Source organism: Acidobacteriota bacterium (assembly GCA_034211275.1).
Classification (GTDB): Bacteria; Acidobacteriota; Thermoanaerobaculia; order Multivoradales; family JAHZIX01; genus JAGQSE01.
In genome coordinates, this window is the sequence record JAXHTF010000067.1 from 1 (window position 1) to 22,599 (window position 22,599).

General features: G+C 65.5%; 13 protein-coding genes. 5 read left to right on the forward strand and 8 right to left on the reverse strand.

The annotated features are described in order from the left end of the window. Nucleotides 1–2,964: hypothetical protein (locus SX243_12280; GenBank protein MDY7093740.1), on the reverse strand; the 2,964-nt coding region annotated here is incomplete at its 3' end. Between the two features lie 1,043 nt (nt 2,965–4,007). Then, nucleotides 4,008–4,484, reverse strand: coding sequence for a helix-turn-helix transcriptional regulator (locus tag SX243_12285; GenBank protein ID MDY7093741.1), 477 nt, complete (start codon nt 4,482–4,484; stop codon nt 4,008–4,010). A 265-nt stretch (nt 4,485–4,749) separates the two neighbouring features. Here SX243_12285 and SX243_12290 point away from each other — a divergent pair, with 265 nt between their 5' ends. After that, nucleotides 4,750–5,631 carry a hypothetical protein gene (locus tag SX243_12290; GenBank protein MDY7093742.1) on the forward strand — a complete coding sequence of 294 codons (882 nt, stop codon included), beginning with the start codon at nt 4,750–4,752 and terminating at the stop codon, nt 5,629–5,631. Then, entirely contained in the window at nt 5,628–5,837 is a 210-nt protein-coding gene (locus tag SX243_12295) for an AlpA family phage regulatory protein (GenBank protein ID MDY7093743.1), read from the forward strand. The genes SX243_12290 and SX243_12295 overlap by 4 nt, the downstream gene beginning before the upstream one ends. Here SX243_12295 and SX243_12300 read toward each other — a convergent pair. The 3 genes from SX243_12300 to SX243_12310 form a co-directional block, all read right to left on the reverse strand. Then, nucleotides 5,812–6,954 (reverse strand): tyrosine-type recombinase/integrase, encoded by a 1,143-nt coding sequence (locus SX243_12300; GenBank protein ID MDY7093744.1) that lies wholly within the window; start codon nt 6,952–6,954, stop codon nt 5,812–5,814. The two genes, SX243_12295 and SX243_12300, sit on opposite strands and share 26 nt — an antisense overlap. Before the next feature lie 519 nt (nt 6,955–7,473). Further along, nucleotides 7,474–8,643: a tetratricopeptide repeat protein gene (locus tag SX243_12305; GenBank protein MDY7093745.1), complete on the reverse strand. Its 1,170-nt coding sequence runs from the start codon at nt 8,641–8,643 to the stop codon at nt 7,474–7,476. After that, on the reverse strand, nt 8,640–10,616 hold the full coding sequence (locus SX243_12310) for a CHAT domain-containing protein (protein ID MDY7093746.1): 1,977 nt from the start codon (nt 10,614–10,616) through the stop codon (nt 8,640–8,642). Before SX243_12310 ends, SX243_12305 begins: the two co-directional genes overlap by 4 nt. A 183-nt stretch (nt 10,617–10,799) precedes the next feature. On the opposite strand from SX243_12310, the gene SX243_12315 reads away from it, so the two are divergent. After that, nucleotides 10,800–11,681, forward strand: coding sequence for a sterol desaturase family protein (locus tag SX243_12315; GenBank protein MDY7093747.1), 882 nt, complete (start codon nt 10,800–10,802; stop codon nt 11,679–11,681). Between the two features lie 216 nt (nt 11,682–11,897). Beyond that, the gene (locus tag SX243_12320) at nt 11,898–14,309 is read left to right on the forward strand and encodes a DUF305 domain-containing protein (GenBank protein ID MDY7093748.1); all 2,412 of its coding nucleotides are present in this window, start codon (nt 11,898–11,900) and stop codon (nt 14,307–14,309) included. 11 nt (nt 14,310–14,320) lie between these two features. Here SX243_12320 and SX243_12325 read toward each other — a convergent pair whose 3' ends face one another. From SX243_12325 to SX243_12335, 3 genes are all read right to left on the reverse strand, one after another. After that, nucleotides 14,321–15,562: a hypothetical protein gene (locus SX243_12325; GenBank protein MDY7093749.1), complete on the reverse strand. Its 1,242-nt coding sequence runs from the start codon at nt 15,560–15,562 to the stop codon at nt 14,321–14,323. 83 nt (nt 15,563–15,645) lie between these two features. Then, the gene (locus SX243_12330; GenBank protein MDY7093750.1) at nt 15,646–16,449 is read right to left on the reverse strand and encodes a PIG-L deacetylase family protein; all 804 of its coding nucleotides are present in this window, start codon (nt 16,447–16,449) and stop codon (nt 15,646–15,648) included. A gap of 32 nt (nt 16,450–16,481) precedes the next feature. Next, nucleotides 16,482–17,654 (reverse strand): glycosyltransferase family 4 protein, encoded by a 1,173-nt coding sequence (locus SX243_12335; protein ID MDY7093751.1) that lies wholly within the window; start codon nt 17,652–17,654, stop codon nt 16,482–16,484. A 366-nt stretch (nt 17,655–18,020) separates the two neighbouring features. Between SX243_12335 and SX243_12340 the strand changes: the two genes are divergently transcribed. Beyond that, entirely contained in the window at nt 18,021–22,580 is a 4,560-nt protein-coding gene (locus tag SX243_12340; protein ID MDY7093752.1) for a carboxypeptidase regulatory-like domain-containing protein, read from the forward strand. Nucleotides 22,581–22,599: the final 19 nt, after the last annotated feature.

Below are 22,599 nucleotides of genomic sequence, written 5' to 3' on the forward strand. Positions count from 1 at the left end.
GTCGGAGTAGACGTAGGTGGTCAGGTTGCCCTCGCCGTCGGTAATGCCGGTGAGGTGATCTTGGACGTCATAGCCATAGCTGGTGGTCGTGAAGCCGCCGCCGACGCCGCCCCAGCGTTGGGTGACGGTGTCGAGCCGGTCGAGCTCGTCGTAGGCGTAGAGCGTGGTGGGCACCTCGGTCTGCATCATGGACGGATGGTTGGCGTCCCAAACCTCGCTCAGGTTGCCTTCGCAGTCGTAGGCGTGCTCGGTGCGGCTGCCGTCGGCGTGGACCACCGCCTGCATCTGGCAGCGGCTCTGCCACTCGTAGTCGGTGAAGGATCGGGTGACCCAGCCCGTGCCGTCCCAGCGCTGGTGTTCCTCACGGGTGCGGTTGCCGGCGGCGTCGAGGTCGTAGAAGACCCGCTCGCCGTGACTCCCAGGTTGGTCGTCGGGCTTGCGCTCGATGGAGATCAGCCGGCCGGCGGCGTCGTGGCCGTACTCGATGACGTTGCCCTCGGGCAGGATGGCCTGGAAGAGCCGGCCGAATTCGTCGTAGCGGTTCTCGGTGACCAGGTTCTCCGCTGGTGTCGACCCTTCCCGGGTCACAAAGGTCACCCGGTCCCCCACGTCGTAGACCATGATCGTGGTGACGCCGTTGGGGTCTGTCACCATGGTGCGGCGGTTGTAGCCGTCGTAGTCGTAGGTCGTGGGACCCACCAGGGGATCGGTTCGGGACTCCGGCACCAGGGAGCCACGGCCGGCGTCGTAGACATAGGTGGTCAGATCCCCCATGCCGAAGCCGGGAGGGTCGATGACCTCCGGCAGCCCCTCCTGGGTTGGCGTGTAGAGGGTCGAGTAGCTGAAGGCGCCGGTGGGCTCCTCATGGCCTTCCATGCGCCGCTCTTCCAAAGCGCCCTCGGCGTTGTAGACCATGGTGGTGGTGCGCACCGAAGCTCCTCCCGCCACCGAGGGCTGCTCGACCTCCGTGACCAGGGCCGGATAGTCCGGATGGTAGGTCCAGCTCGTCGTGCGTTCCAGCGCGGTGGCGGTGGCCTCGGTGCGGGTGAGCACCTGGCCGTGCTCGTCGTAGGTGAAGTCGGCGTGGACGCCGCGAGCGTTGGTTTCCCGGGTGGGGAGCAAGGGGTGATCCGGATCGTCGTAGGCGAGGGTGGAATTGGGACCGACGCTGCAGGCCGGGCAGCTGCCGGAGAGCTCTTCCAGCCGCGGGTTGCGGCTGTTGTCATCCCGACCGAGGGTGTAGGTGCTGATCGCTCCCAGAGGATCGGTGACGGTGGTCACGGTGGGGTTTGCGGGATCATCGAAAGCCAGCTGCCAGAGCCCCACGGCATCGGGGCCGGTCTTCGAGACGTCACCGCTCCACAAAGCCATCACGTTGCCCAGGGCATCGTACTCCCAAGCAACATCCACCTCGCGCCCGCCCTCGGTCCCCACCACCTCGACGCGGGTCAGGTAGCCGGGGAAGCGAGCATCTTCATAGAAGAACTCCCAGGCCCGGCCGTCGGGCAGGTCGATGCGCTCCAGGTCGTCGCCGTCCCAGGTGTAGGTCCAGGTGCGGGTGGGTGAGCCACCGACGCCGACCTCGGTAATGGTCTCGAGCTTCTCGGTGCCCGCATCGTAGGTGAAGAGCTCCTCCCGCTGATCGGCGAAGGTCACGCGCTCCAGCTGATGGAGGACGTTGTAGAAACCCTCCTTCGGGTTGCCGAAGCGGTCCTCGGTGGAGGTCCATCGGCCGTCGGTGTCGAAGGTCGTCACCGTTCCGTCGAGGCCGGTGAGCGTCCAGCCCCCGGTGACCTTGCGCAGGGTGCGGTATTCGTCGGAAGGCGAGTTGGTGAGATAGACGCCGCCGGAGAGGTTGGAGAACTCGCGGAAGGTCGCCCAAGGGGTGATCAGCCAGACGTGACTCTCCGGAGGCGTGGCGCCGGGATCGAGAACGATGCGCTGGGCGTAGTCGTGGGACCAGTAGCGACCGAGGTTCGGTAGCCACTCGGCGGTGCCGGGCCAGCCGGGATGACCTGCGCCCCCCGCAGCGTAGTAGAGCCGAGCTCCCGGGCCGGTCGGCCCACCGGGACCGCCGCCCCAACCGCTTCCCCCGCCGCCGATGCCTCCTCCCCCACCACCGCCGCCATCCGGCCCGGCTCCGCCAGGGGGGCCACCGCCACCGCCGCCGGCACTGAGGCACATGGAGCATTGTGCAGCCCCCTTGTCCTTCGGGCAGCGCTTCTTCGGTGGTTCGGGGCACCCCAGCTGAGACCGGAGGCTGGCTGCGCTGAGATCGATGGTGGGGCTATCCCTGCGGGTCTCACAGCCAGAAGTGCCCTTGCAGCGGTAGACCGAGAACGAGTATTGCCGGAATCGGCTCTGGTCGAGATCGGCGCAGCGGACGTTGGAAAGCTGGATCGTCGCCTCGCCCTGGTCCTCGTCGATTCCGGCGCCGAAGAGGCCACAGGTGGAGATGGGAGGCGGATCGCAGCTGGCCCCCGGCAGCCCCGGCGGAATGCAGGGAACGGTCGGCGTCGGGTTGTTGAACCAGTAGATCTGGGCCGGCGCGAAGAGCAAGCCTTCCTGATGCAGCCCTTCCATGGTCACCGGAACGCGCACCCGCACTGTGCAGGAAGAGCTGTTGGGATCGCAGCCGGTGGGGAGGATCTCGAGGGCCTGGCCAGCCAAAGTGGCCTGACGGCAGTAGAAGGCGCCCTGGCAGCTGGGGTTGACGTTGGGAAGGTTGGAGCCCGGCAGCCACTCGATGAAGGTGCCGGTCTCGCTGCTGGTGGTGCAGTAGACCGAGCTTTGGGCAAGGGCAGCAGGGCCGATGCAAAGGAAAGCGAGCCCTAGAAGCGCGCCGAGAGAGCGCTTGAGAAAGATTAGCTGGAGGAGTGTTCTCGAACGTCCAACCTCCGCCCGTCTTCTCCCGGTCCACTGCTCCAGCCGCCTCTCGCTCGTCTCGCCCCTCGGATCCACCATCCGGCCCCCTTCCCCGTCTCTGATCCGTCCACCAGTCCTATCGAGCCCATCGAATGCAATTGATGATTGCTCGATCTCGTTACTAGATATAAGCAACGTTTCTATCGCAGACATTCCTGAGAGGTGGAAGAGCCATGAGCCGGCGGTGAGCCTTGGTGGCCTCATCCTAGTGACTTGGACTGGGCTGATTTGGACGAAGAAACCGTCCTACCCGAGCAGGCGGGAGTGACGAAGAGGTTGCAGGAGGCCTCTCCGCGAGTACGTGGCGTGGGGCCCGAAGGCAGCTCCGCCCCGGGATCAATCCCGGGGCTACCCAGGCACCGCCGGATGAATCCGGCTCCCTGAGGAACAGCCTTCCGGGCTCGAGCTCCGAAGCCGGCGGAGCCGCTGGACTCTGAGAAGCCCGGCCTTGGGCTCCCTAGCTCGTTCCCACGGTCCACCGTGGGAACCAACCCGGTCCCGAGCACCTCCACCGCCGAGGCCCCGCTCCAGCGGGGCGCGCCCAGCGCCGGGAGCAGATTCCGAAGCCGATTCATCCGGCGGACCTTTCATAGCCCTGGGATTTTATCCCTGGGCGGAGGTGCCGATCTCACCACCGGCACCGACTCCGCAACAACGCTCCATCGTCATGCCCGCGCAAGCGGGCATCCACGCGGTGCCGAAACGTGATCGATCAGCATTTGCCAACCGCCCATGGTGGGCTGGCGCCCACCCTACGGCTCGCAATGCCCTAATTGGCCTTTCGCACTGCGAGAAACGTACCAAAGATGGTCGTATCTATGCCACTCAAGAAGTCGCAATGCCCTAAGTGGCCTTTCGCACGGCGAGGGTTGTCCACGGACAACAGCGACAGGGCAAGGAGAGGAAGTCGCAATACCCTAATTGGCCTTTTGCGCTGCGAGGGCTCAGCCCATCGGAGATCCAGCGCCAACCACTACCCCATCATCGTAGAAAACCCGCAAGCACCGGTCAACCATTCCTGATTCTCCGCAAAGGTTCACCGCTTCAAATGACCACCCATGGCGCTGGAGTCGAGCCAAGTATCAGTTCTTGAGAGCAGCTCCCTGCTCCGGCGGATCCTCGGAGCCACCGTCGGCTGCCTCTCGAAGGCCACGGGATGCGGGAGCGGCCAGCTCATTCTCGGCCCCACCGGCCAGCATGCCCCGGAAAATCCAAGCCACCCGCTTCAAAGTAGCGACGTCCTCCGCACTAAAGGCTTCTGAGGCTGCAGACCTCGTCTCTGATCCCCGGGGATCGGCTCCGGCCGACCGCAACTCGGCGAGCCGGGGCGGCTCGCCGCGGAGCTCACAGAGCACTTCGAAGAGCTCGTCCAAAGTCACCCCTACCCCGGTCATCCACGTGCCCAACGAGCTAACGGTAGGAGATCTCTCCCCCCGCTCATAGGAAGCGACGGAGCTGAGCGCCAGCCCCGTCCGGTCGGCGACTTCCCGCTGGGAGAGGCTGCGTCGCCGGCGGAGTGCGAGGAGGGCGTCGGGGAGGTGTTGGAATGGGTCGGTCATCCTCCAATACTACCCGAATTTAGGTAGAACAAAACAGCAATCATCGAAATAATCTTCGAATTCGGGTTGACTAGACTCGAATAGTGGCCTAATTTCGAGCCATGGAAACTAATAAGCGAGTCCAGGAACCAGGATCTCGGCTGCACCGCCTTGGATGCTGCCGGATCTCCTCCACCAACCCAGCGATCCGAGCTCTTCGCGCTCAGCCGGTGGCGCCCGGCCAACGCCGAGGAGCCCTCGCCCCTCGAAACCGGGAGGAAGCTCAGTGAAAGCGATCAGAACCTACGCCGTCGTTTCCTCCGACATCTGGTACGGCGAGATCGGCCAGAAGATGAGCGGGAATTGGAAGCTCCAAGGTCTCGCCCTCTACCTCCTCACCCACGGCCACGCCAACATGACGGGGATCTCTCGGCTCCCTGCGGCGTACATCTCCTTTGATCTCGGGCACCCGGCCGAGGAGATCGAGGAAGCATTGCAGACTTTCGAGTCTTGGGGCTTCATCCGCCGGGACCTGAAGCAGGGATTGGTCTGGGTGGTCGAGATGGCGAGCTACGAGCTGCCGGATACGCTCAAGCCGCTGGACAAGAGGGTCAAGGGGCTCAAGCAGGTACTGCGCAATCTCCCCCCGTCTCCCCTTCGCCGAGCCTTCGTCGAGCGCTACGGCAAGGCGTTCCACCTGCTCGAGCTCCTCGATGAGTTCCCTCGTCCGGCTGCCTCCTCCGAAGGGGCTTCCACGGGCCTCGCCGACCCCCACCCCCTGCCCCATGGGAGCCAGGGACAGGGCCAGGGACAAGATCAGGGCCAGATCCAGAGGCAGGGTCACATTCAGGACTCAGGAAATCAGAACCAGAATCAACCAGAATCTCCTCCGGAGAGCGCTGGTGGGCTCCACGACCCACCCGAATGCCTCTCCCCTCGCCAGCAGATCGTGGTGGCCTTCCAAGAGCTGGGAATCGACCCTCCCAAGGACGAGAACGGGAAGGACTGCATCCACATCATGCTCAAACTCGCCGGGAAGGACCCGAAGGTCGTGGTAGCGGCACTCCGAGAGCTGGGTGTCAAAGGGTGCTTGAGTGGACTGGAGTCCATCTACCAGACCATCCACCGGATAGCCTGGGAGTCCTCCAAGGAATCGGAGGGATCGTGAACCGTCTACCGCGAGAGCAAGAGCAGTTCTACACCATGTCCCAGACCAGCGAGATCGTCTGTCTCAGCGAGAGCTCGATCCGCCGGAGGATCGAGAGAGGGAGCTTCCCCCTACCCGTCCCGGTGGGGCGCCGCCGGCTCTTCGTGGCCTCGGAGATCCACGAGTGGGTGCGGGGGCAGATCACCGCCGCCCGGGCTGGCTCGTGAGTGTCCGCAGGTGAGCGTTCCAATCCCGTAGCGCATCCGCCGCCTCCTGGTCGTAACGGTGGCGGTCGTAGATGGCCGTCACCGCGTTGTCGGCATGACCGAGGACACGGGCGATGACCTGCCGCTGGTAGCCCTGGCTGCCCATCCAGGTGGCCACCGTGCGCCGGAGGTCGTGGGGACGCCAGGAGATCTCGACCCGGCCGCCGACGCGCCGGGCGGCACGGCTGAGGGTGTTGATGTTGAGCGGGCGTCCGGTGCGCTCGGAGGGAAAGACGAAGGGACTGGCCAGGTGCTCGCAGCGCTCGATCTGCTCCAGAGCCACGGGCGGTAGCTCGATGCTGTGAGCCCGGCCGGATTTGGTCCATCCCGCCGGCTGGCGCCAGCAGGCTCCGTCGATCTGGGAGCGCTCCATCCTCAGGATCTCCCCGGGCCTCTGCCCGGTGGCCAGGAGGCACCGCAGGGCGCTGCGGGTGGACTCGTGCAATTCGCTCTCCCCCCAAGCCCGCCACAGCGTCGCCAGCTCCCTCTGGCTGAGCACCCGGTCCCGACTGCGCTCCCGACGCTTCCGGATGCCCACCACCGGCGACGTCTCCACCAGATCCCGCTCCAAAGCCCAGTTGTAGAGCACGCTGATCCAGGCCCGCACCCGATTGCTCATCGAAGGCGCCCGCTGCGCGATCTGGTCGAGCACCTGGATCACATCCCGGCGGGTGAGGCTCGCGGCGGGCCGAGGGCCGAACTTGGGCAGGACGTAGCGGGTGAAGACCCTCCGCACCTCCCGGTGGCTCTTGAGCTTCTGCAGATGATCCTCGTCGAATCGATCCACCAGCTCACGGACTGTCAAATCCCTCTTCTCTTGATTCGGATCCTCCCCATGGGCCAGCCCCGCCAACGCCTCCCGCGCTCGCGCCCGGGCTTCCTGCAGGGAGACGTCGGGATACTTCCCCAAGTTCCAGCGCCGATTCTGCCCCAGCCACCGCTTGCGCAGCGTCCAACTCTTCCGGCCGGTCTTGGAGAATCGCAGGCAGAGCCCCTCGACCAACGTGTCCCAGGCCTCCCCCGCCTTGCCGTCCGCTCTCAACCCCCGGACGAAACGATCCGTCAGCCGTACCTTCATCGTCTAGTCATTTCCTTTCTAACCTCTGGCTTCCTCGCCTCTCGCGGTCTGTTTTTTGGGTTCAATTTGGGTTCACTGTGCACGGGCTTCCGTGATTTTCCATGCTACCTCGTGAACGCCCATGAAGACCATAAGTCTTTTTACCTCAGCAACATGCCGGCGCCTATGAAGCCTTATGAAAACTCATGAAAACCCCTCGAAGAGCAACTTTTAATCAGTAGGTCGGGGGTTCGAGACCCTCACGCCCCACCAGCACAACTCATTTCCCCTCAACAGTTTAGCCCCATCCAGGCGGTGCTTCGAGGTCCCCTCCCGGGCACCTCAAGCAAACTCTGAGCAAACACCTGAAAGCGAAAAGCAGCGTAATCGGGCCGTTGGTTGAGGTTCGTGGCAGCCCGGCTCAGGTGCCGGCCCCTTTTTAGAATCCAGCCCGGATCCAGCGTCCGGACTTCCCGGTCAAGGCTCCCTGTCAGTAAGAACTGGCTCCAGATCGACGGCCAGTCAATCCCGCGTGCTGCGTCAGAACGAAATCTGCCCAATCAGCCTTCTGACCGCTTGCTCCTCCTCGAGCCGATCCATCTGGTGAAAGAGGGCGGCTGCCTCGAGGAGATGTTCACGGCCGACTCTCTCCTCACCGCGCACCCATTCGATTTGCCCTAGGCCCAAGGCCGCTCTCGCTATTACCTCAGGTGCGCGCTCGATTGAGAGCGCTTGTAGGAAGGCCTTCTCGGCGAAGTCGAGCAGGCCCACCAAGAGGTGGGATTCACCGAGGAGGAGGTGGAGCTCGGAGCTGTCCGACCCTGCGGTGGCTTGTCTGAGGGCGGAAATCGCTTCGCCATAGAGCTGGTGAGCACGATAGATCTCGCCGCTGAGGAGAGCTTGCTCTTCGTGGGCGAGGTCGAGGAGGGAGATCGCCTGGATCGCTCCCTGAATGCGAAGAGCCTCCTCATTGGATAGCCGATGAAGCCGAGGAGTTACAGATTCGGTGCGCTGCAGGCCTCCATCATCGAGAATGGATACCTCGATCTCGACCTCGGTCTGGGGCGGCAACAGGACGGAGCTCGGCCAGCTCAGGGTGCAAGAAGAGGTGGCGGGCGTGCAATGATCCGAAGGGACTTCCTGCTGCCAACTGACGCCGCCCCGAGCTCGGAGCAGATAGGTTGCGGCTCCCGGTACCCGCGTCCAGACCAGGTCCGGTTGAGAGCTGATCACCGCTGAGTTGCGCGGAATAAGCAACCTGGGAATCTCTCTGAGATTGCCCTCGCCCCGCGGCAGTCGCTCCACGATCACCGCTCCACGGTCTGCCAGCACCCGACCTTCAATCTCCACGAGATCCGCAAAGGTTCCGGCCCGCGCCTCGCGGCCCGCGAGACAGAGATCTACGCTGATTCGATCTCTGGAACCGGCCGATAAGGAGACCCTCCGATCATTGGAGCAGATCAAGACAGCTCGACTTTCATCTCCAACGTGAATCCGATCTCCCACACTCACCATGGAGAGGCGGGCGACGCGGCGGAACCTTGGAGCGTGCCGGGCACCGCCCCCATCCTCGACCGAAACGTTGCCCGTTGCCTGCACGAGAACTGCCCGCACCGGCTCGGCCGTGTCGGCAAAGGAGTCCTCTCCTACCAGCACACCGAGCGCTGAGAGCATGGCGACGATGCAGAGCCCGAGGATTCGTGGATTCAATGAGCGAGGTCTGTGCATGAGGTGGCGAGCTCCGTCAGGGCCTGGTTCTCTTGAAGGCCGATGCGAAGTTCTTCTGGATGATGTTGGCGAAGCTCGACGAGCCGTGAGCATGCGGCGTCGGTCCGATCGGCCATCTGCTCGGCTCGAGCCAGCCCGAGCAAGCTCTCCGCAGCGACTGTCTCGCTGCGGCTGCGGCGGGCGTAGGACAAGCCGTCGGAGAAGCTAAACCGAGCCTCTTCCTCCAGGCCCATGACCAACAGGACAAAACCAAGGTTCTTGTGGAGAGGCGCCAAGTCCTTGGCAGTGGCGGTCTCGGAGGTGATGCCGCGACGCAAGATGGCCCGGGCTTCCGGCAGAAGGTCGAGGGCCAGGTACACGCGGCCGAGCTCGTTGAGGGCCGCTGCGTGCTGGGGCTCGAGATCGAGAGCCGCCTGCAGAGCTCGCTGAGCTGCTTCGTATTGCCGGCCTTGAGACAGCAGCTGGCCAAGGTTGTAGTGATAGGCCGCGACATAGGGTGAGGCGGTGACCGCGGCCTGTGCATGCTTCAGGGCCGCGCTCTCATTGCCAGCCAGGGACTCGACCAGCGAGAGCTGACTGTGGGTCGGCGCGTGATCAGCGTCGATCTCCAGGGCTTGCTCGAAAGATCTCCGCGCACCTACGAAATCCTCCTGTTTGAACTGAACGTAGCCCTCGTTGTGGAGCCTGGTGAGACGAGCATCCTGGTACTGCTGAAAGAGGAGCCAAGTCCCCAGGGCAAGCAGCAGAAGGGCGAGGACGAGAGCCATGAGAATCCTGATGCGCTCTCGCTGCTCAGCTCTGCGGGACCTCCCGCGCAAGAAGAGCACCGGGGTTGCCCACTCGGCGCGATCCGGGCGTACCGAGTGGATCTCCGACCGCCCCTCGGTGACCGCAGCCTCCACCGACTCCCCGCGGGCCAGCCCGTCGTAGACGGCTTCACTGAAGCGTGCCGCCGCCGTATCGGAAATGAAGTGCTGCATGGCGACCACTGCGGGAGTGCCGGCACTCACCATCGAAAGGGCAACGCTGGCGAGGGGGTTTCCCGGCCGGCTCTCGGCGCTGACCGCTGAACGGCACGCGTTGAGCACCACCAGCTGCGGGGGCGGACCATCACCCAGGGCATTGATTAGATCCTCGCCGCGCACAGGATGGGGAAGTCCCCCATCCCGCTCGAGAACCAACACTCCTTCTTTCCTCTGGATGTCACCGTGGCCCATGAATTGGAGTGCATGACATTGCTCCGACTCAAAAGTCTTGCGAATCTCAGCCAGGCTCGGCATCTTCGGATACACCAGCTCGACCTTGGGGTAGGAGCGGAGGGCCTTCTCTAAGTTCTGCACCTCCACTGCCAGGTCGAGAAAGGGCATATCCAGGGGATTGCTCGCGACCACCAGGATTCTCAGCACCTCAGGGGTAGGCTGGTTATCGGCGCCTCTTGGCAGGGTCACGTAGCGCACGATGGGAGAGGACGAGTTGAGGACCAAGTACTCTGGGGTTCCGGGCCGACGCAGTAGCTCCCAGGGCAGGGATTGGAGTCGATCCAAGTGAGGGTCCCTGGGGTCGTAGGTGATCTCGACGCGCAGGCCGCAATCCGGAGTCCTGGCGGCGAAATCCAACGAGCGCTGGAAGAGCTCCAGCACCTCACCGTTGAAGACCAAATCGAAGAGCCATTCTCCGACGTCTCCGGAGCGGCGCCATCGAGGTGATTCCTCCGCAGTCTGGGCCTCGTCCTGAGCGGCACCGGCTTCGGCGGTTGGTTGCTCTTCCGGAGGTTCTTTCAGCCAACTGGAGAGGAAGAATGTGCTCAGCGTGCGAGCGTCGTCGTCGCTGATATCGAGCTCGAAATCTCCCCGCCCTTCGCCGACAGGAGACCAGACGAGCACTTCAAAGTGGCGTTCAGATCGCGAAACGATCTGCAGCCTGAAGGAGAGGTATTCCATTGAGAGGGTAGACACATCTTCCCGTCCATTGTTCCGGACAGAAGCCCAGCGCACCGGGTTGGGCTTGCCAACGGTCCCGCCCCACCGACGCTGCCACCACGAAATGGGCTCGGACCGGAACCTCGGGCCCCTTCCGTGCCTCTCATAACGGGAGGGACCTCGACCGGCATGAAGAAGCAGCAATCCGGGGGAAGCTAGATGGAGCACTACTGGACGATCTTTCTCGACGGCTACCAGAACTACGCCCGCTATTTGTGGGGTGAGTTGACCCACTTCCACGCCAAGAACTACCTGCTGTGGTTGGTGGGGGTCTCGGTGCTCTTCTTCGTCCTCGAGATGGTCAAACCGTGGCGAAAGGACCAGGCGAAGTTCCGCAAGGACTTCTGGCTGGACGCCTTCTACATGTTCTTCAACTTCTTCCTCTTCTCCCTGGTCGTCTACAACGCGGCGTCCGACGTGGCGGTCAACCTATTCAACGACTTCCTGGCGTCCTTCGGCATCCGCAACCTGGTCGCCCTGGAGGTCGACAGCTGGCCCGTCTGGACACAGCTGCTGACTCTCCTCGTGGTCCGTGACTTCGTGCAGTGGAATACCCACCGGCTGCTCCACCTCGTCCCGTTCCTGTGGCAATTCCACAAGGTTCATCACTCCGTCGAGGAGATGGGCTTCGCCGCTCATCTGCGCTACCACTGGATGGAAAATGTGGTCTATCGGACGCTGGAGTACATCCCGTTGGCGATGATCGGCTTCGGCATCGACGACTTCTTCGTGGTGCACATCTTCACGTTGGCGGTGGGGCACTTCAACCACTCCAACCTTCGGGTCCCCCTGGGCCCGCTGAAGTACATTTTCAACAACCCGCAGATGCACATCTGGCATCACGTCAAGGCGCTCCCGAAGGACCGGTCCCATGGCATGAACTACGGCTTGACCCTGAGCCTTTGGGACTATCTCTTCGGCACGGCGTGCATTCCTTCCGATGGCCGCGACATCGAGCTGGGGTTTGAGGGTGACGAAGAGTTTCCCCAGACCTTCTGGGGACAGTTGACGGTGGGGGTGAAGCCACCGGCGAGGGATTGATGGCGCTGCCCTGAACCGCTCGCGACGTAAGTCCCCGCCGAGGCCCGCCTGCCGCACTCCTTCGAATCAAGTGCCTCAGCCCCTCCACCCCGGTCATCTGATAAATTCCAAGGGTCCGACACTTGTCGTAGCTTTATCTCTTCTTCCGGCATAGGAGCGAATCCAGTGACCGCACCCGACCTCCATTCTCCGATTCGCCTGCTCCGGCATTTTTGCTTGGGGCTTTTCCTCCTCGGTCTGCCCCTCATCGCCGCAGCCCAGGCCCCCATCGTCCACCCCGGCTCCCCGGGGGAACCGCCGCGGGAGCTCACCGCCGAGGAGGCCATCGAGATCGCCGACTCGAGTTATGCGCCGGCGGACGTGCAGTTCATGCAGGACATGATTCCTCACCACCACCAGGCGCTGGAGATGGCTGCGCTGGTGGCGGAGCGCACCAACCGGCCGGAGCTATTGGATGTCGCGGGACGCATCAACGCCTCCCAGGACGACGAGATTCGCTTCATGCAGCAGTGGTTGCGGGAGCGCGGAGAGCACGTGCCGGACCCCACCGCCCACGGTCACATGCACACCAGCCACCAGATGGCGGGCATGGCCTCGCCGGAGCAGATGGAGCAGCTCGCTGCCTCCAAGGGGACGGATTTCGACCGCCTCTTCCTACAGCTGATGATCCCCCACCACGAAGGGGCCGTGACCATGGTAGAAGAGTTGCTGGAGCAGCCCGGGACCGCCTACGACCCGGTGCTCTTCGAGTTCACCACCGACGTCACCAACGACCAGACCGCCGAGATCGAGCGCATGAACGCTCTGCTGGTACGACTGTCGTCGGATCCGCGGTCCGGCCTCGAGCCGGGCCTGGAAGATGCCGAGCAGGCAATCCTGAATCTCGAGCTGGTGGCTTCCCTACCCAAGCCGCCGGGCTTCTACGACCCGCGCAATCCGGCGAACCTGCCCGCCGAGCGCTTGCACGCGGACGCCGACGATGAAGACCCCGCGGAAGAAGGCGAGAAGAAGGATGAGAAGGACGACGAGGATGCTCGCAGCCCGCTGCTCAGCTTCGCCAACACCGACATGGCCTTCCGCGATGACGTGCTGGTGGCTGGCAGTTACCACGGCTTCAATGTCTACCGTCTAGCTGCGGACGGCTTGCCGGAACTCGTCAGCTCGGTGGTGTGCCCGGGAGGCCAGGGAGATGTCTCCATCGTCGGCGATTTGCTGATCATGTCCGTCGAGCAGACTCGCGGCCGCCTCGATTGTGGCCTTCAGGGCGTCAACGAGGACGTCAGCACGGACCGCTTCCGCGGCCTGCGCATCTTCGACATCAGCGATCTGCGACGCCCGGTGCAGGTGGGCGCGGTGCAGACGTGCCGCGGCTCCCACACCCACTCGGTGATCGCCGCCCCGGATGGAGACGGCCCGAATGCGGACGACAAGATCATCGTCTACAACTCCGGCACCGCCAGCGTTCGCAAGGAGGACGAGCTTCCGGGCTGCTTCGACGAGTCCCCCGGCGACGACCGCACCGCCCTCTTCCGCATCGACGTGGTGGAGATTCCCGTAGCCGAGCCTTCCAAGGCCCGCATCGTCGCCAGCCCGGCGGTCTTCGCCGACCCCGAGGAGGGCATCCTCGCCGGACTGTGGCGTGGCGGCGACCACGGCGATGAGACTCAGGAGACCAGCGCCACCGACCATTGCCACGACATCACCGCCTTCCCAGCCCTCAACATCGCCGCCGGCGCCTGCTCCGGTAACGGCATCCTCTTCGACATCTCGGACCCGCTCCGGCCCCAGCGCATCGACGAGGTCCTCGACCAAGGCTTTGCCTACTGGCATTCCGCAACCTTCAACAACGACGGCACCAAAGTGCTCTTTACCGACGAATGGGGCGGCGGCGGCCGGCCGCGGTGCCGCGCCTTCGACCCCCTCACCTGGGGTGCCAACGCCATCTACGACATCGTCGACGGCGAGCTCGTCTTCCAGAGCTACTTCAAGATCCCGGCACCACAGCTGGAGCAGGAGAATTGCGTCGCCCACAACGGCTCCATCGTGCCGATCCCGGGGCGCGACATCTTCGTGCAGGCCTGGTATCAGGGTGGCCTCTCGGTCATCGATTTCACCGACTCCGCCAATCCGGTAGAGATCGCCTATTTCGACCGCGGCCCCATCGACGCCGAAGACCTGGTCCTCGGCGGCTTCTGGTCCACCTACTGGTACCACGGCCGCATCTACGGCACCGAGATCGTCCGCGGCCTGGACGTGCTCGAACTGCTCCCCAGCGAGTACGTCTCGGAGAACGAGATCGCCGCAGCAGCGCTGGCGGATCAAGGCCGCGTCTTCAACCCCCAACAACAATTCCCCGTCACCTGGCCCGCCGAACCGGCGGTGGCCCGCGCCTATGTGGATCAGCTCGTGCGCAGTGGGGACCTGAACGAGGAGCTGGCAGCGGATCTCACCGCGGCGCTGGACGAGACGTCGGCCCAGCTCGAGGCAGGACAAGCCGATGCGGAGCTGGCTGGGCGACTGGAGACGCTGGCGGCCGATGTCACTGAGCAGAGCGGTGGCGCCATCGCCCAACGGCGCTGGGCGGGGCTCGGGGAGACTCTGGGAGAACTAGCGGGGCGCTTGCGCTGAGGCGCCGCCCCCTACCCCACCGCCGCCGGCAGCAGTGAATCGAGATCCTGCGTCCCCGGCACCGGCTTGCCGTCGAGGGTGATTTGGGCTCCTTGAGAGGGGCCCAGGGTCAAGCAGAGGGGAAGGTCGGCGGGGAGGGGCATGGCGACCTGGTAGGAGCAGGCGTCGGCGCAGCGAGTGCCCACCGGGTCGGCGGTCTTCTCCACCGGCACCGGGCCGATATTGCTGCGCCAGCGGGCTTCGCTGGAGCAGTAGAGCACGCGGCAGGGGGCGACGCCGTCCACCAGGTGCTTGCGGCCTACCGCCACCAGGTCTTCGTGGAAAAGGTCGGGGCGGAAGGCGGCGACGGAGACCCATTCGGCGGTGCCGGCGGGGGCGCGGGTGGCGGAGAGGGGGCCGGTGTTGCCGTTGGCATTGCGCCAGAGAACGGTAGAGATGTCTCCACCGGAGCGGCCCACCTGATAGTCCACCATGCCGGGCACGCTGTGGAAGGCCGTGGCCAGGATATTCAGCGTGTCCGGGCAGGCCGGGGCTTCCCCTTGCAGCAATCTACGGCAGGCCTCGGTGGTGCGGTCGGTGAGGCCGAAGCTCGCCGGCGGCAGGCCGCGGGTCAAGCGATAGGCGAATTCGGCGTCGCTGTCGATGCGCCCCGACGGGATCCGCGGATCGATGCCGAACGCCGGCGTCAGCACCCGGGCCAGTTGGGGCTCGGCGAATTTGGCCGGGCTTCCCCGCATCCCCGCCATCAAACCGCCGACGCCGTCGAAGGTCACCTGGTCCCGGGCACCGCGCTCGAGGGAGCGGGCGGGACTGCCGAGAGAGCCGAGGAGCGCCATGCGCAACAGCCAGCGGGAAACCACCCGTTGGGCGTCGGGCTCTACTCGGGCGGCGCGGGCGTGGTGGGCCACCCGCACCAAGGAGCCCCAGATCCAGCCGCCGTAGGTCGGGCTGGTGAGCTCGTTGCCCATGAACCCAGCTTTGTAGTCTTCTTCCCCGGTGATCTCCAGGGCGCACCATTGGGCGCAGAGCCGCACGCAGGGAGCCGGATACTTCCACGACAGCATGCACATCCAGAGCAGGTAATGGTTGTGGGAACCGTCGTTCCACGCCCGAGCACCGGGAAAGGTCGCCTCGGTGGGGGCCGGATCGTCGAAGACCTTGTTCGGATCCTCGCCGGCGAGGAGGCGGTCGATGCGGGGAATGGTGTACTTCTCGTCGGGAACTCCAGACTGAGCCTGCTCCTGGTCGGTCATCTCTACTCCTCTTCCCACGGCGGGAGGTCCATATTCGCTGCGAGCGGTTGCAGAGATTCTACAGTCAGTCGTCGAGAGCCGCCTCAGGCCAGAGACGAGACGGCGTCCCGCCGGGCAGCGGTGGGGTCCCCCTGGGTCTTCTCCCACCACTCGTCGTCGACGATGCTGGTCATGCGGAAGGCCTCGGCGAGCTCCATCCCCTGGCCGTCCTTTTTCTGGGCGGCGGCGTTGGTGGTGGCCTGGTGGCGCAGGAGAGCGGCCATGTCGAAGCCGCGCATCTGGCTTTTGTGAGCTTCCAAAGCCTGCACTTTGCGGTCGAGAGTGGACGAGATGTCGACGAAGAAGTTCGCCTCGGGCTGGGTCCAGCCGGTGCACAGGATCTTTTTCGGACGATGCAGGCGCATCGTCTCGTCGGCGTCGAAGTCGGGATAGAGGTTCGCCTGGCCGGCGGTGGGCCACGCCGCCTCCATCGTCGCCAGGGAGGCAGCGCGGTGATCCGGGTGGTTGAGCATGATGGGATTCATCCAGATGAGGGTCGGGTCGCCGGTGATCACCACCTCCGGGCGCACCCGCCGAATGATCCCCACCAGCTCCTTGCGCAGCTCGAGATCGGGCTGCAGCAGACCGTCCCGATGGCGTAGGAAGATCACCTCCTGGGCCCCGATGATCTCCGCCGCCGCCCGCTGCTCTTCCTCGCGAATCTCCATCGCCCGCTGGCGGTCGATGTCGGGGTGATCGATACCGGAGTCGCCGCTGGTACACAGCACATAGGTGATGGCTGCGCCGCCGTCGGCCCACAAGGCCAGGGTGCCGGCGCAGCTATATTCGATGTCGTCGGGATGGGCGACGACGACCAGGGCGCTCTTCGGGATGTACAGCTCACTCATGGGAATCTCCTCGCTGACGGATGAATCGGAAATCAAGCTTGGGCGTCGCAGCTTTCGCCGGGCTTCTCTCCAAGATAAACGGCTTCGAGAGAACGCACCATCTTCTTCAGCGGGAATCTCTCGTCGACGGTACGGCGTCCCCCCTCGACGAGGGTCTCATGGAGCTCCGGCGATTCGAGGATCGCCACCATGCCCTCGTAGATCTGGTCGCTGTTCTCGTGCTCGACCACCCAGGTGTTCTCGCGGTGCTCGAAGATCTCCGGACCGACGCCGCAGGGGGTGAAGACGGTGGGCACCCCCGAGGCCATAGCTTCCAGATAGACCAGGCCGAAAGACTCCCGCTCCAGCCCCGTGGGCGCGTGCACGCAGAGATCGAGGAGCTGGTAGAAGGCGAAGACGTCGGTCTCGAATTTGATCTCGAGATAGCGGTCCTCCGGAAGCTCCTCGGCGAGCAGCTCTTCGATCTCCTCTTGGTAGGGACCGTTAGCGTAGGCGAGGAGGAGATAGGCGTCGGGGTGCCGTTCGAGGAGCCGGCGGAAGGCGGGGATGATGTATTGCAGGCCCTTGGTGCGGGTGCGCCGGGCCAGCACACCGACCACCGGGCCCTTGCCCTCGACGTCGTATTTTCGGCGCAGCACCTCGATCCGCTCGTCGGAAATGCCACGAAAGCGGTCCAGGTCGATGCCGAAGGGGATGTGCACCAGCTTGCGCTGCGGCACCCCTTCCTTCTCGGTCAGCACATCGTGGACCACCTGGCTGGCGACGATGGTGCGCGTCGCCAAAGCGCTGGCCAAGTGATCGAGCCAGAGGGTCGGCTTGCCGTGGTTGGAGATCAGATGGTGCCGGGTGTTGAGGCGCCGGGGAACCCGCGCCAGAAACGCCCCCATGAGACCCACAAGGCTGGCCAAGAAGATGTGGGTGTGGACGACATCCACCTGCTCTCGGCGACAGTAGCGGCGGATTGCCCAGATCGTCTGGACGATGCCCTTGAAGCCGATGTAGCAGTCGAGGGTCAGGTGCGGGATCCCCTGCTCCCGCACGAAACGCTCCATGTACATCTCCTGGCCGTTGAGGCGTACCAGGATGAAGGAGACGTCGAAGCGCGATCGGTCGAGCTCCTGCAGAATCCACTCGAGATGGAACCAGCGGAAGGCGATAGAGACGATGAAGACGAGCTTGATCTTGGGGCGAGTTTCAGAAGTCATCCAGGCTCACGGCGTTGTCGGGTTCGGGCTCTTGAGGGTGCCGGTTTGCGGGATCGCCGGGCCTTCGAGGGTCCAAGGCCAGGGCCGGTGAGTGTAGTGCCTCCGTGACAACGAAGCAACAGAATCCAAGGTTTGCGGCGGCTAGCAGACCAGCGAACCTTTACCGCGGGCAACCTTCAACTCCCGTGCACCGTAGCAAGAGGTAGGATTTCACCAAGGACTGCGATTGTGCGATCTCGCCATCTCTGTCATGCTGGTGAGAATTCCAATTCGAAACCGCTGAAGACGAGCGTGGGAACGGCTCGGGCTCTTTGGTCTAGCTGAGCGAATCCGTGATCCCGACACCCACGCCCCGGGGGTAAGAGGATGAAGATCGGACGTAGGCGGGTCGGAGAGAAGCGATGGCTGATCGCCCCGGCGCTGCTGGCAGCGCTGCTGGCAGCGCTGCTGTCCGGATGGGTCGGCGGTGAGGCGTCGGCCCAGGGCCGCGGTGACCCGATCTTCAGCGACGGGTTCGAATCCGGCGACACCCTGGCCTGGTCGGCGGTTCAGGTGGGAGACGCCCCGGGAGCTCCCAGCCTTAGCTTCACCGCTCCCGTGGTGGTGATCTTCGATCAGACCCGACCGTCGATCCAGCTGAGCTTTGACGATCCCGACGGTGTCGACCTGGGCAGCTTCCGACTCACCGTCGACGGCATCGATCAAACCGCCGGGTGCACCCTCACCGCCACCACCGCCGACTGCCTGCCGCCGGCGCTCACGCAGGGAAGACACCGGCTGACGGCGCAGATCGCGGACGTCGGCGGCGAGGTCACCAACACTCTTCGGAGCTTCGACCTCTTCTTCGGTCCGGGACCCCACACCCTCGTCCTGGAAGCCGAGGCCGACGCCTGGATCAGCGGCTTCGACACCGGCTTCTCCGGTGGTAGCGCCGAGACGCTGCGCGTGGGCACGGAGCTGCCGGGCCGCGGCCTGTTGCGCTTCGCCGGTGAGCCCCTGCGGCTCATCGGCGGCCGCAACCTGTTGAGCGCCGACCTCGAGCTGACCTTGGTCGCCAACGGCGGCGGCTGGGGGGCGGGGAGCGAGGTGGCGATCCATGCCCTGGTGCTGACCCCGTGGATGGAGCCGGTGGTCACCTGGGACTGTGCCACCGACGCCGACGGTGGATGCGATGCGCCTTGGGACGGTGGAGTCTTCTCGCCGGCCACCGATGCGGTGCTGCATACGAACGACTTGAGCGGCACCGTCACCTTCGACGTCGCCGGCGACGTCGAAGCGGTGCAGCGGGGCGCAGACAACTTCGGCTGGATGCTCAAGAAGGCCGACGAGACCGTTCCGGGAGGAGTGGACTACGGTTCCCGGGAGGGCGGTGAGGCGGCTCGGCTGGAGCTCGTCTTCGAAGCACCGCCGGGTCCCGGCGGCGACACCGCACCGCCGCAGCTCTCGTTCTCCAGTCCCTCGGTGCCGGTGTTCCAAGACGCCGGTTCCTACCAGGTGGTGGTGGGCTATCAGGATCGGGAGTCGGGCATCGACCTGAGCAGCTTGCGAGTGCTGGAAGATTCGGTGGACCGCACCGGTTTCTGCCAGGTCCAGCCCGCCACCGCCACCTGTACCTTCCCCGCCTCCGCTGCCGACGGCGACGCCCAGCTGCGCACCGTGCGGGCGGAGGTGACGGACGAGGCCGGCAACCCCGCCGCTGCCGAGCTCGAGGTGGCGCTCATCTACGGCCCGGGAGACGTTCTCGATCCCCTCCTTACCATCTCGTCACCGCCGGAAGGTGCGCTGGTCAACACACCGACGGTGCAGGTCACGGGCACCGCCACCGACGACGGTGAGCTCACCGACGTCGTCGTCGCCGGCGTCCCCGTACCCATCGCCGGCGGAGTCTTCACCACCCAGGTCCCCCTGCACGGAGGGGAGAACATCATCCCCCTGCTGCTGGTGGACGGAGCCGGCCGTAGCGTCATGGGCCAGCGCACCGTGACCTACGATCCGGTACTGCCGGACCTGCAGGTTCTGGAGCCCGCCTCCGGCCTGAGCACCAACGCCGCGACGGTGCGGGTGGCCGGACTGGTCTTCGATCTCAGCGGCATCTCTACGGTGCAGGTGAATGGGGCGACGGTCCCCGTTGTGGACGGCACCTTCGAGACCGTGATCGACCTGCAGGACGGCCTCAACTCCATCAGCGTGCACGCCGTCGACACCGCCGGCAACCTCAGCGAGGTGATCGTCGAGGTGACCCGGTTTGCGGTGCCGGAGGTGGCCATCACCGCCCCCCTGTCGTTCCAGCTGGTCGGCGCCACGGTGGACGTGGAGGGCACGGTGTCGCCGGGCACCGCCGCCGTGGAAGTGAACGGCGTGGCGGCGGCGGTGGACTCCGGCGCCGGTACCTTCTTCGCCGCCGCCGTGCCGGTGCATGCCGGGGTCGATCTGCTCACCGCCACCGCCACCGACGGCACCGGCCGCGTCGCCTCCGCCACTGTCACCGTGGTGCGGGACGACCGGCCACCGCAGCTGGTGGTGGTGACGCCGGTGGACGGCGCCCGCCTCGCCGAAGGCCCGGTCACGGTTTCCGGACGGGTGCGGGACCCGGACCTCTCCGCCGCCGGCACCGCACCGCCGCAGGTGACGGTCAACGGCACTCCGGCAACGGTGATGCAGGATACCTTCGCCGCCGAAGGCCTGGTACTGGCTCCCGGAGCCAATGTGCTGACGGTAGAGGCCACGGATCAGGCCGGCAACGTCACCCAGGAGCAGCTGACGGTATTCCTGGAGGTACCCACCGCCCCCCGCTTGAGAGTGATCTCCGGAGACCGCCAGAGCGCCGTCATCGACAGCCCGCTGGCGGAACCGCTGGTGGTGCAGGCGCTGGACGGCGCCGGCCTGCCGGTGGCCGGAGCACCGGTGCTCTTCCGCGTCACCGGCGGTGCCGGCTCCCTGGACGACGGATCCGGCGGAGAGCGGCGCCAGGTGGCGAAGCTCACCGACGGCTCCGGAGAAGCTTCGGTGAGCTGGACCCTGGGCTCCCGGGCCGGTCTCGCCGTTCAGCGGCTGGAGGCTTCGGCCGCCGGTTTCGGCGAGCCCCTGCAGTTGGGGGCCATCGCCCTCCCCGGTCCCCCCGCCCTCCTGGTGGTGGACGACGGGGGGGAGCAGACCGGTGCCGTCGGCCAACGGCTACCCCTGCCGCTGGTGACGACGGTGGTGGACGCCGGATTCAATCGCCTACCCGGGGTGGCGGTGGACTTCACCATAGTCGCCGGCGAAGGCAGCCTGGTGAACGCCGGCGAAGGCTCCGGCGCCCAGGCCACGGTGACCACCGACCGCGACGGCAACGCCGCCGTCGGGTGGGTTCTGGGCTCCCAGGCGGGATCCGCCAGCGACGTGGTGGAAGTGACCCTCGCCGGCGGCGGCCCCACCCCCTACGCCAGCTTCGTAGCCAACGCCCGGGTGGCCGGGGACCCGGCCCTCACCGCCCTCTCCGGCCTGGTGCTCGACAACAGCGACGAGCCGGTGCCGGACGCCACCGTGGAGATCGCGGGCACCGGCCTCAGCGTGCTCACCGACGCCGCCGGAGCCTTCCGCCTCGACGGAGTCCCCCCGGGCATGGTGCTCCTGGAGGTCGACGGCGCGACCACCAGCCGCCCCGGCATCTGGCCCCATCTGGAGTTCCAGGTCGCCACCGTGGCGGGGATCGAGAACACCATGGGGCGCCCCATCTACCTCTTGCCCCTGGATCCCGCCAGCGGCGTGGCGGTGGACGAGACCACCGGCGGCACCGTCACCCTTCCGGACTATCCGGGCTTCGCCCTGGACATCGCGCCGGGTTCGGTGACCTTCCCCGACGGTTCCTCCAGCGGCGTGGTGAGCGTCACCGTGGTGCACGGAGACAAGGTGCCCATGGTGCCCAACTTCGGCCAGCAGCCGCGCTTGGTGGTGACGATCCAGCCGGGCTTCGCCCGCTTCGATCCGCCGGCCCGGCTCACCCTGCCCAACGTCGACGGGCTGGACCCCGGAGCCGTCACCGAGATGTATTCCTTCGACCACGACCTCTTCCGCTTCGTCACCATCGGCCAAGGCGTGGTCAGCGAGGACGGATTGACGGTGACCTCGGTACCCGGATCCGGGGTCATCGAGGCGGGCTGGCATTGTGGCGGCAATCCCGCCGGCTCCGGCACCACCCACAACTGCCCCACCTGCAAGCGCTGCGTCAACAACCGCTGCGTCGAGGACAACAGTCAGACCCCGCCGCAGTCGGCGCCGGACGATTGCCTGCGAGAGATCTGCATCCACGGCTTCGTCTTCCCCACCGGTGACTCCTCCGAGACACCGCCCCAGACCCCTGGCGATTGTCTGCGGGCTGAATGCATCACCTTCGGCGGCGGCGGGTTCGGCGTGCCTCCCACCGGCCGGGTACGGGAGGTCGGAGACCTTAGCGACCCGCCCCCGGGACAGGCCTGCTGCGGAGTCAACGGCTCCACGACGTTCACTCCGGACATTTACGATCCGTCGACGGAATGCTGCACCCCCTTCTTCCCGCGGGTCGTGCAGAAGCACCCCATGCCCATCACCTGGCCGGTGGACTGCCCCAACCGCAGCACCTTCCGGCCACCCAACCCGGGCAATGGCTGTGGCTCGCCGGTCCTGCCCCTTCCGGTGCCGGAAGATCCCAACATCGGATGCGAAAACGCGTCCTTCACGCCGGCCTGCAATACCCACGACATGTGCTACGACCGCTGCCGCAGCGATCAAGGGACCTGCGACGCCCAATTCCTCGCCGACATGCGAGCGGCGTGCGCCGCCGGCTGTTCCAACATCCTGGCCCGCGCTTTCTGCCGGGCCAACGCCGACCGGTACTTCTCCGCGGTCAGCAGCTTCGGCGGCCTGCCCTGGTTCAACGCCCAGCGGAACGCGTGCCAATGCTGCTGATCGCACTCCCCATCCTCCC

Coding starts and splice junctions, on each gene's coding strand:
- SX243_12285 (MDY7093741.1), bottom strand. CDS start 4,484: ATGACCGACCCATTCCAACACCTCCCCGACGCCCTCCTCGCACTCCGC.
- SX243_12335 (MDY7093751.1), bottom strand. CDS start 17,654: ATGACTTCTGAAACTCGCCCCAAGATCAAGCTCGTCTTCATCGTCTCT.
- SX243_12300 (MDY7093744.1), bottom strand. CDS start 6,954: ATGAAGGTACGGCTGACGGATCGTTTCGTCCGGGGGTTGAGAGCGGAC.
- SX243_12340 (MDY7093752.1), top strand. CDS start 18,021: ATGAAGATCGGACGTAGGCGGGTCGGAGAGAAGCGATGGCTGATCGCC.
- SX243_12330 (MDY7093750.1), bottom strand. CDS start 16,449: ATGAGTGAGCTGTACATCCCGAAGAGCGCCCTGGTCGTCGTCGCCCAT.
- SX243_12325 (MDY7093749.1), bottom strand. CDS start 15,562: ATGACCGACCAGGAGCAGGCTCAGTCTGGAGTTCCCGACGAGAAGTAC.
- SX243_12315 (MDY7093747.1), top strand. CDS start 10,800: ATGGAGCACTACTGGACGATCTTTCTCGACGGCTACCAGAACTACGCC.